Raw genomic sequence first — 16,343 nt, 5'->3', positions numbered from 1 at the left:
GGTAAAAATTACTGCGATCTAAGCATGCTCTGTAATTTCATCTTCGAAAATTTCTTCTCCTTTATTGATTTTTGTTTTGAGAGTAGCAACAACTTTTTCTTTAAAATCGTTTAATTGATCAAATTGCTCTTCGGCACGCTCACGAATAGCATCTCCCAAATCAGCTAAGGATTCATTAAGCTTGTCTCTTGTCTCTGTTCCTTTATCAGGTGCGAATAAAATTCCTAAAGCGGTTCCTGCTGCCAAACCTGCTAATAATGCCAATACTACTTTACTATTATCGTTCATATTATTAAACTTTAAATGTTAATCCTTTGTAATTGTTTTATTCAGTAATAATACAATTAGCTAAGCAAATCGTTTGCCAAAAGCCAATATTTTTTGATATATGATAAATACCATCAGCTACAATATAACAAATTTGAACAAAAAATACAATTGGAGTTATTTTTCAAGGTAAAAAAATAATTCTCAGAATTATTAAATAAATTTTATTAACTTTAAATACCATTTAGACCATTTTTATGTTAACAAAAACCTATAGTAGTGCTGTATATGGTATTGAGGCAACCTCTGTAGCTGTAGAGGTAAATATAACTGCAGGGACGCGGTACTATATAGTTGGTTTGCCAGATAATGCAATTAAAGAAAGTCTACAAAGAATAGAAAGTGCCATTGTGTCTTGTGGATATCGTATGCCAAGGCAAAAAATAGTCATCAATCTTGCCCCTGCAGATATTCGAAAAGAAGGTTCCGCATATGATCTGGCGATTGCAACTGCCATATTAGCTTCTTCAAATCAAATTGAAGCGGATCGGCTAGCAGATTACCTGATCCTTGGAGAGCTATCATTAGATGGCCGTATTCAACCTATAAAGGGAATTTTACCGATAGCTATTCAAGCTGTAAAAGACAAATTTAAGGGTATTATCCTACCTGAGGCAAATGCCAGAGAAGCAGCTATAGTTTCAAACTTAACTGTCTTAGGTGTGGATAATTTATTGCAAGTGATTCATTTTTTTAATGACAAGACTAATTTAAAAGCTACAACTGTTGCTATTGAGGATGAATTTACAAATCAGACCGATCAAAATGAAGACGATTTCGGAGATGTCAAAGGACAAGAAAATATTAAACGAGCCTTGGAAATAGCAGCCGCTGGCGGTCATAATGTGATTTTGATAGGACCTCCGGGCGCGGGCAAAACAATGCTTGCCAAACGCATGCCCACGATATTGCCACCACTAACCATAGAGGAATCTTTGGAAACAACTAAAATACACTCTGTGGCAGGTCAATTATCGGCAAAAGATTCCCTAATGACGAGAAGACCTTTTCGAGCTCCACACCATACCATTTCGGACGTGGCACTGGTTGGTGGCGGCACCAGCCCTCAGCCAGGCGAAATTTCCTTATCCCACAATGGTGTATTATTTTTGGATGAGCTCCCTGAATTTAAAAGAACGGTATTAGAAGTGATGAGACAACCTTTGGAATCACGTAGTATTACCATATCAAGAGCTAAATTTTCGGTTGATTATCCCGCTAGTTTTATGCTTATAGCAGCTATGAATCCCTGTCCATGTGGCTATTATAATCATCCCGAAAAAGATTGTACCTGTGGCACGAGTACCGTGCAACGCTACTTAAGTAAGATATCGGGCCCTCTACTAGACCGTATCGATCTGCATGTAGAGGTCACCCCAGTAGCTTTTAAAGAACTAGCATCTGATCAAAAATCCGAAAAAAGCATGCACATCAGAGAACGGGTGATGGCTGCCAGAAAAATCCAAAATGAACGCTTTAAGACCCTTCAACATATCCATAATAATGCTCAAATGAGCAGTACACAAGTTCGGGAAAGATGTCAAATTGATGCCGAGGGAAGGAAATTACTTAAAACTGCCATGGAAAAATTAGGCTTGTCTGCGCGGGCCTATGATCGTATCTTAAAGGTCGCTAGAACAATCGCCGATATGGAAAAAGAAGCGAATATTAAAAACCATCATTTAGCGGAGGCTATCCAATTTAGAAGCCTTGACCGCCAAAGTTGGACAGGATAAATTAAAACTTGCTTAGAAAATGTTTAAAAATCCAGGGGTAAAGTATCAACGTGAGAATCACACCAGATAATGCCCCAAATAGATGTGCATCATGGTTGATACCGTCTCTTGAATTTCTAGATGCCCACACACAATAACCTAAAAAGAGCACTGCAAATATATACGCAGGCATAGGAATAATCATGAAGATGCCGAGCATCATTTTTGGATCAAACATAATATAACTAAACAATACGGCACAGATAGCTCCTGAGGCTCCTAAACTGTAATAACCAGAATTATTTTTATGCTGAAAAATGGTGGGAATATCACTCAGAATCAAACTTGATACATAGATAATGGCAAATTGCAAATGACCCCAATCACTAATTTGAATGAGTATCTTTTCTAGACCAAATCCAAAATAATAAAACGTGATCATATTGAATAAAAGGTGACCCCAATCTTTATGAATCAGCCCACTCGTTAAGATCGTATAGACTCTTTTCTTTCGATAGATACTATAAGGGTGCAACATCATTTCACTCAGTACTTGAGGATTTGAAAAACTATAAATACTTGAAGCTATGGTTAAAGCAAAAATAATACTCGCTACGGGAGTTAAAAACAGATATTCTTGTATCATATAATTAAAAACGATCCTCTAATAATAAAACATATAATTCTTTTGGACCGTGCGCTCCCAAAACTAAGCGTTTTTCGATATCTGCTGTGCGTGATGGTCCCGTGACGGTAGAAACCATCGTGGGCATCTGACTACCATAGCGACGCTGCATATAAGATAAAGCATCTTTTATATCCCAAACCATTTGGGAAGCTTTTGCAATTACAATATGAATAGGCGGATAAATCCCCAGTCTACGTCCAGAAGCATTCGCATTGCTGACCATAACACTTCCATTGCGTGCAATCAGAACTTCACAAGACGTAATACCAGCATCTGCAGCATCGAATTCAATTTCATTGGTGTGTATAGGAAACCCGTAAGGATTTAAAAGATCTTGAACACCTTTTTCCCATGTAAATATTTTTTTAATATTATTTTCTTCGGTCAAATGAATCAAATTTTCGATGAGATTGATCTCACCATCACAATACAAAAACTTTCCTCCAACAGCTGTCAGTTCTCGCGCAAACGTAACATCAACTAGCTCATCTTCATTCTGATATAAAGGAGATTTCTTGAATTTAGGATGTGGATTTTCACTTTTTTGAATTAGAGCCTGTCTGATCTTGCCTAACATCTGCTCTTTGCTACTGCTATTTTTAACATTCATGTGGCGGAGGAAATAAAAAATACAGCGCCTCTTTATAAAAGAAGCGCTGTATAATTAAATTTATGTGTTTGGATTATCTTCTTCTTTGATCCCAATTTTAGGGTCTGCGACACTAGCTTCTTCTGGTAAAACATCTAAAGGTAAATCCGTTTGTGGAACACCACCTCCATCTCCACTATTCACAAATTCATCATAAGTGGTCTTCGTATCAAATGGACGTTTTCCTAATATTTCTTCTAAATCGCTTTGGAACAAGATTTCCTTTTCTAATAATTTCTCTGCGATAGCGATTAAGCCATCTTGTTTTTCAAGTAACAATTGTTTTGTTCTCGTATAAACATCAGTGATCAAGTTACGAACTTCAGAATCAATCAACTCTGCCGTTTTGTCAGAATAAGGTTTGTGAAATTGTTCGGATCCATCACGGAAAGAAACATTTCCTACTTTTTCATTCATACCATAGATCGCAACCATAGCATATGCCAATTTTGTGATACGTTCCAAATCATTTTGAGCTCCAGTTGATATACGTCCGAAAGTAATATCTTCGGCAACACGGCCACCCATAGTCATACACAAACTATCGACTAACTGCTCTGTTGTATATAAGAACTGCTCACGCGGTAAGTATTGGGCATAACCCAATGCCGCAACACCACGCGGTACGATAGACACCTTGACCAATGGATCAGCATGCTCTAAAAACCAACCAGCAATAGCATGGCCTGCTTCATGATAAGCAACAATCTTTTTCTCTTCTGGAGAGATAATTTTATTTTTCTTTTCCAACCCTCCAATGACACGATCTACTGCATCTTGGAAATCTTGCATATCGATTTCTGTCTTATTTTTACGTGCAGCGATTAAAGCAGCCTCATTACAAACGTTGGCAATTTCAGCGCCTGCAAATCCAGGAGTTTGTGCCGATAATTTTTTAGCATCAACTTCCTGAGACAATTTTAAAGGCTTTAAGTGTACTTTAAAAATATGCTCACGTCCAATTAAATCTGGCTTATCTATCGAAATTTGTCTATCAAAACGTCCTGGACGAAGTAAAGCACTATCCAATACATCAATACGGTTTGTTGCGGCCAAGATGATAACACCTGAATCTGTACCGAAACCATCCATCTCCACCAATAATTGGTTTAAAGTATTCTCACGTTCATCGTTACCACCCATCATCGAGTTTTTACCACGAGCACGACCAATAGCATCAATTTCATCAATAAAAATAATACATGGTGCCTTTTCTTTCGCTTGTTTAAATAAATCACGTACACGAGAAGCACCTACACCGACAAACATTTCAACGAAATCAGAACCTGATAAAGAGAAAAAAGGAACTTGCGCTTCACCAGCAACTGCTTTGGCAAGTAATGTCTTTCCTGTCCCTGGAGGGCCGACTAACAGAGCTCCCTTCGGAATCTTACCACCTAAATTGGTATACTTACGCGGATTTTTCAAGAAATCCACAATCTCCATGACTTCTTGTTTTGCTTCTTCTAGACCAGCGACATCATTGAATGTAATATTAATGGATGATTCTTTGTCAAAAAGTTGCGCTTTAGATTTACCAATATTAAATATTTGGCCACCACCTCCAGCACCACCACCATTCATGCGACGCATTAAGAATAACCACAATAATACCATCACGACTAATGGTAAAATAAAGGTTACAAAATAATTAGCCCAAGGATTGGAACGATCTTCATAACTGACACTTAATCGAGGTGTACCTGCAGGCAGATTTTCTTGTGCGGCCTTTAAATTAGCAGCTAAAATCTCTGCAGAAGCTTCTGTGAAAAAGTATTGTGGTCCCGTAACTGGCGTTAAAGCTAACGCATTAGGTCCAGGAGCAACATCTTTATATTTTTCATCTTTTAAACGATCTTTCTTAATATAAACGTCAATCTGTACGAGGTCATTTTTCTTAGTTCCTTCTAACCGCTCTACATCTCCTGTTGGTAAGATTGTAGATTCAAACTCACTGTAAGTAATCTTTTTAGCCGTTGTATCGCTAAAAACGTATTGTAAGGCAAAAAAGACCACTATCAAAGCAAAACTTAACCACAAGATATTAAACTTGGGCGGTTTTGGGGTTATTTTACCAGTTGGTATTTTCTTCATTCTATCTTATTTATATCGTTTTAAATCTATTTTTCTACTAATCTAAGCACTTTGAAAATTTTGAATTTGAGCATCACCCCATAAATCTTCTATCGCATAAAGGGCTCTTTTTTCCTTTTTGAAAATATGAACGACCACATCTACAAAATCTAATATCAACCACTCTCCGATACTATGACCCTCTTTATATTGAGGATCTTGACCAAATGTTTTGTAAACTTCATCCTCCACACTTTTTGCTATTGCATTGGCTTGAATATGTGAGTCGGCATGGCAAATGACAAAATAATCAGAAACAGAACTGTTAATATTTCTCAAATCCAATCGCACTATTTCACTTGCTTTCTTCTCTTGCATACCATAAACAACAACCTCTGACAGACGCGTTGACAATTCCGAACTTTTATTTTTATCCATTAAAAAATATTATAGTTTTGCTATTATATACAATTAAATTTTTTTCACTTTGCAAAATAACACATTTTCAGGACTTATCATTGGTCAAAATGTAATTACTATCGACCGAGTGTCTTCCACAAATGATTATTTCAAGGATAACTTGTCAAAATTCACGCCACAGGATGAGGGTTCTGCCATTTTAGCAGTTGAACAATATGCTGGTAAAGGTCAAAGGGGCAATATGTGGATCACAGAACCGGGTAAAAATATTATTACATCAATTTTACTATACCCCCATTTTCTAAAAATCGATCAGCAATTTGCCTTATCATGTGCAATCTGTCTTGGAATAATGAAATGGTTAAAGACCAATACGAAGGAGGTCGTGCAAATTAAATGGCCGAATGACATTTATGTAAACCAAAAAAAGATATCTGGGCTACTAATTGAAAACAGCATCAAAGGAGATTTGATTGGAACGAGTATTATCGGAATAGGTGTCAATATAAATCAGACCACATTTATAGACAATCCACATATTACATCACTAAAATCTATTAATGATAGCCACGAGGATTATGATATAGCCAGTTTAGCAAATGAACTATATTTATTTTTAGACCAGGAGTATAAACGCTTGAAACAAGGAAATCAAGTGCAGCAACTGCAAGAGTTCAATCAATATCTTTTTAGAAAAAATGAAATAAAGACCTATAAAATTGCTGATGTAGAAATTGAGGGAAAAATCATTCACGTATTGCCTAATGGTCAATTACAAGCAGAAATAGATCGGGAAATAATGACGTTCAATCTTCATGAGATCAAGTATGTGTTGTAAGTAAAAAAATATTTACGATCCTCAGATAAATATATCTCATCAAAGCACTAAATTTGCTAAACTAAATTAAACTTTAGCTATGTTTTGATGTCATACTAAAACAGTATAACGATTTAAATAACTATAATAACAAATTATTCTGATGAAACCATCATAAGCAATAACAAACAGTGAAACAGATGCTTATGATAGCTTTATAAATTAAAAAACAAATATATACCCATGAAAAAATTAACATTAATAATAGCAGTATTATTTTTTGCTATTTCAGGTGCCGTAGCTCAGATCCATAATCCAGTGAAATGGACTGTTGCTTCGAAAAAATTAAACAGTAAGGAAGCTGTTATTTTTATTAAAGCTACCATTCAGGATGGTTGGCATATCTATTCTCAGAACATAGGTGAAAATGGTCCTATTCCAACTTCATTTACATATACAGCTTCTAAAGATTATACTTTAAACGGTAAAACTGCGGAACCAAAACCAGCAATGAAGTATGAAGAAGTATTTAAAATGAATGTAGGTTATTTTAATAAGGAAGTTGTTTTCCAACAAAAAGTAAAACTGAATAAGGGAACTACAACGGTAAAGGGTTCTGTTGAATACCAAGCATGTGATAAAACACAATGTCTGCCTCCAACCGATTATGCATTTACAGTTACTATTAAATAGTAAAAACTAATTACAACACATATAACGCTATTTAGATCATGTAAAAAACGATCTAAATAGCGTTTTTCTTTTGACCAAGGTTCGGTTGAGATCGTCGACTATTTTGTTTAAGATCACTTTGATTTTTAATAAGATGTTAATTTTATAAAAATAGCCCCTAATAAGATAGCTTTCAAATAAGAAGAGTCCAGAAATTGGTCTTCATGAAGTAAAATTGACTTTACAACTACTAAAAGATAAGAGGATTCTCATCACCTTTTTCTAATTTTACAAATTACATATGAACTCTACAAAAAATGGCTAAAAAGAAACTATTTTTACTCTACTTCGTTATTTTCAGTTTATTCATTCCTGTTTTCTCTTTCGCATCGACGCAAGACTCATTGCTTAGTGTAGAAGGAATCGAATTTTCCGAATCTGCCGATACCTCAACACTATCAGAAGTGCCTACAGATTTGGTTTTTTCTGAAAGTCCCGACACAATAACTCAAGATACGGCTAAAAACACACAAAATATAGCCATTACAGCAACTCCTGAAGTAAAAAAATCACTATGGGGAATCTTTCTTGCGGGCCTGATCGGGGGTTTTGCAGCGCTATTAATGCCTTGTATCTTCCCGATGTTGCCGCTAACGGTTAGTTTTTTCACAAAACAGTCTGGATCGAGAGCCAATGGTATCAGTAAAGCTTTATTATATGGTCTTTTTATCATTATCATCTATGTAGCTTTAGGAATGATCATCACGATTCTTTTTGGTTCGGATGCGCTCAATGCTTTGTCAACAAATGGGGTGTTCAATTTTATATTCTTCCTATTATTGGTGGCTTTCGCAGCGTCTTTCTTTGGGGCTTTCGAAATTACACTCCCAAGTTCATTTGTTAATAAAATGGATGCCAAATCGGATAAAGGTGGTTTAGTAGGTCTTTTCTTTATGGCTTTTAGTCTTTCCCTAGTTTCATTCTCCTGTACTGGACCTATTATAGGAACTTTATTGGTAGAAGCCGCATCAAAGGGTGAACGATTAGGACCAGCAATCGGTATGCTTGGTTTTTCAATTGCACTCGCTATCCCTTTTGGTTTATTTGCCATGTTTCCTTCTCTTTTAAAATCTCTTCCAAAATCTGGTGGTTGGTTAAATAGTGTAAAGGTTGTATTAGGATTTCTAGAGTTAGCACTAGCACTAAAATTCTTATCCAATGTGGATCTAGCTTATCATTGGAACTGGTTAGATCGTGAAGTTTTTCTATCGCTTTGGATCGTCATATTCGGTTTAATGGGTCTTTATTTAATTGGGAAAATTAAGTTTTCACATGACAGTGATTTAAAATTTTTATCGGTTCCTCGTACATTTTTAGCAATTGTCGTTTTTTCATTTGTGATGTACATGATTCCCGGATTATGGGGAGCACCATTAAAGTCAATCTCCGCTTTCCTACCACCATCCGCCACTCAAGATTTTGATTTATCGGCAGGAATAGCAAATGCTTCACCAGCACACTCAGATGGTAAGGTAAAAAAATATGCCGAGATATTTCACGAGCGTGGCACACCTAAAGGATTTGATCCTTACTATGATTATGACCAAGCTTTAGAAACAGCCAAAGAATTAAAAAAACCTGTCTTAATTGATTTTACAGGCTGGAACTGTGTTAATTGTAGAAAGATGGAAGCAAACGTTTGGACAGATCCAAATGTCGCGAAATTATTAAAAGAAGGTTTTGTAATGGCGGAACTTTTTGTAGATGATCGTACGGAATTGCCCGTTGAAGAACAGATTATATCTGCTTATTCTGGTAAAAAGATAAAAAATATCGGAAATAAAAACTCCGATTTCCAAGCTTCTAAATTCAATAGCAATTCGCAACCACTCTATGTTATCGTTGATACGGAAGGAAATGTTTTAGTCCCACCTTCAGGAGCAAACTATGATCCTGTTGAATATGCTAAGTATTTACAAAGTGGCATTGATGCCTTCAACGCTAAAAAATAAGCTATTCTTAAGAACAGAATAGGTCTGTAATTAGGAAAAGAAAAAATGTAGTAGAGCATGGATATGTACTCAACTACACCTACAACAAATCATATCACCACTATTGTTTTTTATATTCAACTGATTTATATTGCATATAAGAGACAATTTATTTAAGTTTGAAATATGAGTAATATTAAAAATATAGCAGTATTAACATCTGGAGGAGATGCTCCGGGGATGAATGCTGCCATTCGCGCGGTAGTTAGAGCAGGTATATATAATGATTTGAATGTTTTTGGGGTAAGGAGAGGCTATGATGGTTTGGTCAATGGCGATATGTTTGCCATGGATGTAAAATCTGTCGCTAATATCATTCAGCGCGGTGGCACGATCTTAAAAACAGCGAGAAGCGACGAATTTAGAACGGTAGAAGGCCGCCAAAAAGCTTATGAAAACATCAAGCAACATCAGATCGATGCCCTAGTTGTCATTGGTGGTGATGGAACGTTCACTGGTGCCTCTAAATTTCTTGAAGAGTTTGATATTCCAATTATTGGTCTCCCAGGAACAATTGATAACGACCTTGCAGGGACGGATTTTACGATAGGATACGATACAGCGATTAATACGGTTGTACAAGCTGTTGATAAAATTAGAGATACAGCAGAATCACACGATCGACTTTTTGTCATAGAAGTGATGGGCAGAGATTCGGGATTGATTGCACTCAGATCTGGCATCAGTACGGGTGCTGAAGCGGTATTGATACCCGAATTTAACGTCGATTATGATGCCATTATGAAACGCTTAGATAAAACGCGTAAAAGCAAAGCATCTCGCATTGTCATCGTTGCCGAAGGCGATGCTGAAGGAGGAATGGTGGTTTCTGAAAAAATTAAAGCAAACTTCCCTAAATATGATGTTCGCCTTTCTATACTAGGCCATATACAGCGTGGTGGAAGCCCTACTTGTATGGATAGGGTGTTGGCTAGTCGATTGGGAGTTGCTGCTGTAGAGGCTTTATTAGAAGGTCGCAAAGGTGAAATGGCTGGATTAGTCCATGGTGAGGTTGAATTCATATCTTTCAAAAAAGCAATTAAACATATAGACTCGATCAATCAAAATTTATTGAGAATCGTGGAGATTCTTTCTTTATAAAAAGAAAGCGATATATCGATAAGTTTTTATAATAAATAACGTATAAAAAAGCGAGGTTAAGTACACTTAACCTCGCTTTTTTTGTCTAGCTATGCTGATCGCCAAGCTTTATACTGATTGATCAATCCATTGGTTGATGAATCATGTGTCGTAATAATATCTTCGGACTCCAATTCAGGAAGAATCTGTCCAGCGAGTTGTTTTCCTAATTCAACTCCCCACTGATCAAAACTAAATACATTCCAGATGATTCCTTGCACAAAAATTTTATGCTCATATAATGCTATTAGAGATCCTAAAGAACGTGGTGTTACTTTTTTAAGTAAAAAGGAGTTGCTCGGTCTATTTCCTTCAAATACTTTAAAGTTTTTCAACCGTTCAATTTCTTCTTCTGATTTACCAGATGCTTTTAATTCTGCAACAACGACTTCTTCAGATTTACCGTTCATCAATGCTTCTGTCTGCGCAAAGAAATTGGACAATAACATCTGATGGTGTTTGCCAATCGGATTTAAACTAATCGCAGGTGCAATGAAATCACAAGGAATCAATTTGGTTCCTTGATGTATCAATTGATAGAAGGCATGTTGGCCATTTGTACCTGGCTCTCCCCAAATAATGGGTCCTGTCTGATAATCAATCGCATTACCGTTGCGATCTACGCTCTTACCATTACTTTCCATATCACCTTGCTGAAAATAAGCAGCAAAACGATGTAAATATTGATCGTAAGGTAAGATGGCATGGCTCTCTGCTTCGAAAAAATTATTATACCAGATTCCTAATAAACCTAACGTAACCGGAATATTCTGTTCAAATGGCGCAGTTCTAAAGTGCTCATCTGCCTCGTAAGCTCCTGTTAGTAACTCTTTAAAATGATCAAAACCGATAGCCAAACTGATCGATAGACCGATCGCTGACCACAAAGAGTAACGACCGCCAACCCAATCCCAAAATTGGAACATATTTTTTGTATCAATACCAAATTCAGCAACCGCAGCCGTATTCGTACTTAAAGCGGCAAAGTGCTTCGCAACATCAGCTTTATTGGCACCACTTTTTATAAACCAATCCCTAGCTGTGTTGGCATTAGCCATTGTCTCCTGAGTTGTAAAAGTCTTTGAAGCGATTAAAAATAAAGTAGTTTCGGGATCAAGACCTTTAATCGCTTCTGCAATATGCGTTCCATCTACATTTGATACAAAATGCATATGGAGATGTGTACGGTAAGCTTTTAAAGCTTCAGTCACCATCACAGGACCTAAATCCGACCCTCCGATACCAATATTGACCACATCAGTAATCGTTTTACCGGTGTAGCCTTTCCATTCTCCAGAAAGTATACGCTGCGTAAAGGACTCCATCTGCGCCAACACCGCATTGATGTCTTCCATGATATCTTTACCATCAACTAAGACTGCTTTTCCGGATTGATTACGTAAAGCCGTATGTAACACCTGTCTTCCTTCTGTTTCATTGATCTTCTCTCCGGCAAACATCGCATCAATAGCTTCACTTAGATGACATTCTTTAGCCAATTGACGTAACAACGCTAAAGTCTCATCGTTCACTCTATTCTTTGAATAATCTAACAGCAGATCATTAAATTCAATACTGTATTTTTCAAATCGAAATGAATCCTCTTGAAACAAATCTTTTAAGCTATGCGCATTGATACTGATGTAATGATCTGCTAAATAACGGTAAGCAGCAGTCTGTGTAAAATCTATTTTTGGTAACATATATTTCTATTTTAATCAAACTTAGATAAATTTGTTTTATTTACCATGTTAATTGTAGCATATATAAAAGAAATTTGATGATTTCTTCCCTGCTATCTAACTATACGATTAGAGGAAATATAAAAATTGATCACGATCATCACACTTGATCAAGGAGGTTTTGGGCATTTAGTGCAGAAAGCTGTATCTTTGTTATTATGACCAAAGAACAAATTCAAGATTTGAGGGATCGTGTAACTTCCCTGAGGAGGCATCTTTGACATTGATGTCAAAAAAGAAGCATTAGAAAAAGACCAAGCAATTACTTTAGAACCTGATTTTTGGAACGATTCAAAAGCAGCAGAAAAAATATTGCAATCGATCAAAGTACAGAAGGTATGGACAGATCATTTCGATGCAGTCGCCGCCTCTGTCGATGATACGGGAGTATTGTATGAATTCTACCAAGCTGGAGATGCTACAGAGGCAGAACTTAATGAACAATATCATATTGCGCTACAAGCAGTAGAAGAGTTGGAATTTAAAAATATGCTAAGTGCTGAAGAAGATCAGCTCGATGCAATTCTACAAATTACTGCAGGTGCCGGAGGTACAGAAAGTTGTGATTGGGCGGCTATGCTCATGCGCATGTATATCATGTGGGGAGAGAAAAACGGGTACAAAGTAACTGAACAGGATTCTCAAGAAGGTGAAGTTGCAGGAATAAAAACGGTAACACTTCAAATTTCTGGAGATTTTGCATACGGATATTTAAAAGGAGAAAATGGTGTCCATCGTTTGGTTAGAATTTCACCTTTTGATTCTAATGGTAAGCGCCATACGTCATTTGCATCGGTATATGTATACCCACTAATCGACAACAATATTGAAATCGAAGTAAAAGATTCTGAGATCGAATGGGATACATTCCGTGCCGGTGGTGCTGGTGGTCAAAATGTGAACAAAGTCGAAACTGCTGTGCGACTGCATCACAAACCGACTGGTATCATCATCAAAAATCAAGAATCTAGATCGCAGTTGCAAAATAAGGAGAATGCCTTCCGATTACTGAAGTCACAGTTGTATGAAATTGAAATGCGAAAACGTCAAGAAGCAACAGACGCAATAGAAGGCAACAAAAAGAAAATCGAATGGGGTTCCCAAATAAGAAATTATGTTTTACATCCTTATAAATTAATTAAGGATTTAAGAACCAATCACGAAACGTCCAATACTCAAGCTGTATTAGATGGAGATTTGGATGAATTCTTAAAATCATATTTAATGGAATTCGGAGGATAAAAGATCAAAAAAAGTTTTTAAAGATTATGTCTTGCACCCTTGAAAATTAATCTTTTTTGCATATTTATATCCAAGGATAAAAAAACACCAGCTTGATAAGCTGGTGTTTTTTTTTAATATGTGCTATAAGAAGGCAATACCGGAAATATTGATTTTAATTGCCGTGTACCTTTTCTTTAAAATGAATTTTTCCACATCATCGACTCCACAGGTTTTGTCGTTTTCGTATTATACTTAGCATTGCCCTTGGTATTATAAAGCGTTTCCACCTCACCTTCGACAACAAAATAAATCAACTGCCCAATTGGCATGCCAGCATAGATACGTACTGGCTGCGCACAGGAAATCTCCAATGTCCAAGTATTGCAAAATCCAACATCGCCTTTTCCTGCTGTTGCATGGATATCAATACCTAAACGACCGGTGCTTGATTTTCCTTCCAAGAAAGGGACATGCTGGTGTGTTTCTGTATACTCTAAAGTAACTCCAAGATATAATGTATTGGGCTCTAGAACGAATCCTTCTTCAGGAATTTCAAAGTGATCAATCTCATTATGTTTCTTAGCATCCAATACACGACTTTTGTAGGTCGCTAAATGTTTTCCTAAGTGAACATCATAAGAATTTGTTCCTAAGCATTTGCGGTCATATGGCTCTATAACAATATGGCCTTTTTCAATTTCTTCAAGTATACGTTTATCTGATAAAATCATGATTATTCTTTATTACATATGATTAAAGCTGAATTTCAAATTTTTCCATTGAACCCACACTAACCATTTATTTTCAAACTTAGATAAATTTGTGTTATTTACAATTTAAAATATGCTATATCAGCAACAAAGTTATCGATTTCTCCGCTTCCATCAAGAACCATTTTAGTGTGAAAGGAAAAGTATTATTGAAATTTTACATGATTTATAATAGTTTATAGTAGAATTTCTGCCATGAAAAGTTTTAAAATAAAGGAAAACACAAACAATACGACAACCAGACATAGAATATGAAGATAAATAGGCTCAAACAAAATCTTTACTGCTTTATCCATATAATAATATTGCTTATCAAATCAAATTTATCTAAGTTTGAGTATGAGCTTAGTATACCTACGAGAATTGGATCAGCATACCAAATTTGCAATTTGGCGAATTGAAGAAGATGAACAAACATTAGCTGAGCAATTACAATTGGATGAAATAGAGGAACAGAAACTCATGAGTCTCTCCAATGGTAAGCGACGATTGCACTGGCTCGCTACTCGTGTACTATTGCGGACATTGCTCAATACAACGGCTTACATTGACTGCCCTTCGGATAAAAATGGAAAACCTTACTTAGCCAATTTTTCTGAAAAAATATCCCTTACGCACTCTTTTGATTACGCAGGCGCAATTGTAAGTTCAACTGGCGAAGTAGGCATTGATATGGAATTGATCAAATCAAAAGTAGAGCGCATCGCACATAAATTTCTCAAAGAACAAGAACTTAGCTTTATTTCTAAAGATAAAAATCGTATCGAACAACTATATGCTTGCTGGAGTGCAAAAGAAGCAGTCTACAAACTGCAGGGCAACATCGGTGTTTCCTTCCTTCACAATATGACCATCACCCCCTTTGAATATGAAGAAGAAGGAATATTGAGATTATACTTAACAAGTGAAAAGCACAATCGCTCTTTTGATGTCTACTATGAGAAGTTCAATGACTATTTATTAGCATATGTGGTCGAATAAGGCCAATTTTGTATTCAAAACGTAAGAGAAAAAAAAATAATTTTATTCAGATTCAAACAGTTACGAAAAAGGTGTGACATTTATTTTGGAAGAGTAAAAAATGCGCTTATCTTTGCATCACATTAATAAACAAAATGGCCCGTTCGTCTAGGGGTTAGGACGTTAGATTTTCATTCTAGAAACAGGGGTTCGATTCCCCTACGGGCTACAAAAGCGACTCTCAATAGAGTCGCTTTTTTATTTTAAATCATATCTTCTTTATTTCATAAACACGAATTAGCAAGTTAAACGCAATATTAAAAATTAGGTTTTCTCTTTGCCAAAAATGCATCCACTCCTTCTTTAAAATCATCCGTTAAAAACAGATTTGAAAAATGGTCTATTTCGACTTGATATCCATCTTTAGCTTGATCATCACATGCATTGACCGCATCAATAGCGGCAGCAACAGCCGTTGCTGATCTAGAGAAAATCCGGAACAAGACTTGAATCACCCGTTCCATTAAACTCTCGGGGGGTACGACCTCATTGATCAATCCCATTCTAAATCCATCATCAGCACTGATCATGTCTGCTGTAAGTATCAGCTGCAACGCCCGTCCACGCCCGACTAATTGGGTTAATCTTTGAGTACCACCGTATCCTGGGAGAAGACCTAAAGAAACCTCCGGAAGCCCTAATTTTGCGTTATCCGAAGCAAAACGCATATGACAAGCCATCGCTAGTTCTAAACCACCTCCTAAAGCAAAACCGTTTACTGCAGCGATAACAGGTTTCTTAGATTTTTCGATCAGTTCTGTAAAAATATAGTGCCCCTTTTTAGAAAGAGAATGGGCCGCTGCTTGACCAAGATCAACAAATTCTTTAATATCGGCACCTGCAACAAATGCTTTTTCACCTGCGCCAGTAATGATGATTCCTTTAACCTCTATATTCCCTTGAGCAGAGATGAGAGCAGCTTCCAGATCATCTAGTGTTTGATGATTGAGAGCATTCAATGCAGAAGCTCTATTGATCGTAATAAGAGCAATATGCCTATCAACTTGATATAACAGATTTTGATATTCCATAAAT

At 36.4% G+C, this 16,343-nt stretch carries 15 protein-coding genes and 1 tRNA gene; 8 read left to right on the top strand and 8 right to left on the bottom strand.

What is annotated here, in order from left to right:
* Positions 1–18: 18 nt before the first annotated feature.
* Positions 19–288 carry a YtxH domain-containing protein gene (locus MUB18_RS05475; RefSeq protein ID WP_094771691.1) on the bottom strand — a complete coding sequence of 90 codons (270 nt, stop codon included), beginning with the start codon at positions 286–288 and terminating at the stop codon, positions 19–21.
* Between the two features lie 236 nt (positions 289–524).
* On the opposite strand from MUB18_RS05475, the gene MUB18_RS05470 reads away from it, so the two are divergent.
* Positions 525–2,063: a YifB family Mg chelatase-like AAA ATPase gene (locus MUB18_RS05470; RefSeq protein WP_248755188.1), complete on the top strand. Its 1,539-nt coding sequence runs from the start codon at positions 525–527 to the stop codon at positions 2,061–2,063.
* Between the two features lies 1 nt (position 2,064).
* Here the strand turns inward: MUB18_RS05470 and MUB18_RS05465 are convergent, their stop codons facing one another.
* The 4 genes from MUB18_RS05465 to rsfS are packed head-to-tail and all read right to left on the bottom strand — an operon-like array spanning position 2,065 to position 5,890.
* Positions 2,065–2,688, bottom strand: a complete 624-nt coding sequence (locus MUB18_RS05465) for a rhomboid family intramembrane serine protease (RefSeq protein ID WP_248755187.1) — start codon at positions 2,686–2,688, stop codon at positions 2,065–2,067.
* A gap of 4 nt (positions 2,689–2,692) precedes the next feature.
* The gene (locus tag MUB18_RS05460; protein WP_045755149.1) at positions 2,693–3,340 is read right to left on the bottom strand and encodes a lactate utilization protein C; all 648 of its coding nucleotides are present in this window, start codon (positions 3,338–3,340) and stop codon (positions 2,693–2,695) included.
* 60 nt (positions 3,341–3,400) lie between these two features.
* On the bottom strand, positions 3,401–5,473 hold the full coding sequence (gene ftsH / locus MUB18_RS05455; protein ID WP_248755186.1) for an ATP-dependent zinc metalloprotease FtsH: 2,073 nt from the start codon (positions 5,471–5,473) through the stop codon (positions 3,401–3,403).
* A gap of 42 nt (positions 5,474–5,515) precedes the next feature.
* Positions 5,516–5,890 (bottom strand): ribosome silencing factor, encoded by a 375-nt coding sequence (gene rsfS, locus MUB18_RS05450; protein ID WP_045755147.1) that lies wholly within the window; start codon positions 5,888–5,890, stop codon positions 5,516–5,518.
* Positions 5,891–5,939: 49 nt separating this feature from the next.
* Between rsfS and MUB18_RS05445 the strand changes: the two genes are divergently transcribed.
* The 4 genes from MUB18_RS05445 to pfkA all read left to right on the top strand — a co-directional run bounded on the left by MUB18_RS05445 (position 5,940) and on the right by pfkA (position 10,513).
* Positions 5,940–6,710 (top strand): biotin--[acetyl-CoA-carboxylase] ligase, encoded by a 771-nt coding sequence (locus MUB18_RS05445; RefSeq protein WP_248755185.1) that lies wholly within the window; start codon positions 5,940–5,942, stop codon positions 6,708–6,710.
* 222 nt (positions 6,711–6,932) lie between these two features.
* Complete coding sequence (locus MUB18_RS05440) at positions 6,933–7,382, top strand: protein-disulfide reductase DsbD N-terminal domain-containing protein (RefSeq protein WP_045755146.1); 450 nt, start codon at positions 6,933–6,935, stop codon at positions 7,380–7,382.
* 296 nt (positions 7,383–7,678) lie between these two features.
* On the top strand, positions 7,679–9,373 hold the full coding sequence (locus tag MUB18_RS05435) for a protein-disulfide reductase DsbD family protein (protein WP_248755184.1): 1,695 nt from the start codon (positions 7,679–7,681) through the stop codon (positions 9,371–9,373).
* Positions 9,374–9,538: 165 nt separating this feature from the next.
* Positions 9,539–10,513, top strand: coding sequence for a 6-phosphofructokinase (gene pfkA / locus MUB18_RS05430; RefSeq protein WP_045755144.1), 975 nt, complete (start codon positions 9,539–9,541; stop codon positions 10,511–10,513).
* Positions 10,514–10,602: 89 nt separating this feature from the next.
* Here the strand turns inward: pfkA and pgi are convergent, their stop codons facing one another.
* The gene (gene pgi, locus MUB18_RS05425; protein ID WP_248755183.1) at positions 10,603–12,255 is read right to left on the bottom strand and encodes a glucose-6-phosphate isomerase; all 1,653 of its coding nucleotides are present in this window, start codon (positions 12,253–12,255) and stop codon (positions 10,603–10,605) included.
* Between the two features lie 197 nt (positions 12,256–12,452).
* Here pgi and prfB point away from each other — a divergent pair.
* A protein-coding gene (gene prfB / locus MUB18_RS05420) for a peptide chain release factor 2 (protein WP_248755182.1) occupies positions 12,453–13,536 on the top strand; the annotation gives its coding sequence in 2 pieces (ribosomal slippage) (positions 12,453–12,512 and positions 12,514–13,536; 1,083 coding nt in all).
* A gap of 176 nt (positions 13,537–13,712) precedes the next feature.
* Here the strand turns inward: prfB and dcd are convergent.
* Entirely contained in the window at positions 13,713–14,249 is a 537-nt protein-coding gene (dcd, locus tag MUB18_RS05415) for a dCTP deaminase (RefSeq protein WP_094771694.1), read from the bottom strand.
* Between the two features lie 378 nt (positions 14,250–14,627).
* On the opposite strand from dcd, the gene MUB18_RS05410 reads away from it, so the two are divergent.
* Together MUB18_RS05410 and MUB18_RS05405 are read left to right on the top strand one after the other, a co-directional pair.
* The gene (locus MUB18_RS05410) at positions 14,628–15,269 is read left to right on the top strand and encodes a 4'-phosphopantetheinyl transferase family protein (protein WP_248755181.1); all 642 of its coding nucleotides are present in this window, start codon (positions 14,628–14,630) and stop codon (positions 15,267–15,269) included.
* 136 nt (positions 15,270–15,405) lie between these two features.
* Positions 15,406–15,477 (top strand) — tRNA-Glu (locus MUB18_RS05405).
* 88 nt (positions 15,478–15,565) lie between these two features.
* On the opposite strand, the gene MUB18_RS05400 is transcribed toward MUB18_RS05405, so the two are convergent.
* A complete protein-coding gene (locus MUB18_RS05400) occupies positions 15,566–16,339 on the bottom strand; it encodes an enoyl-CoA hydratase/isomerase family protein (RefSeq protein WP_248755180.1) in 774 nt (257 codons plus the stop codon).
* Between the last annotated feature and the right edge of the window lie 4 nt (positions 16,340–16,343).

Source organism: Sphingobacterium sp. PCS056, assembly GCF_023273895.1.
GTDB lineage: Bacteria > Bacteroidota > Bacteroidia > Sphingobacteriales > Sphingobacteriaceae > Sphingobacterium.
Note: the sequence above shows the minus strand (reverse complement) of the source record. Positions and strands in the feature narration are given on the sequence as shown.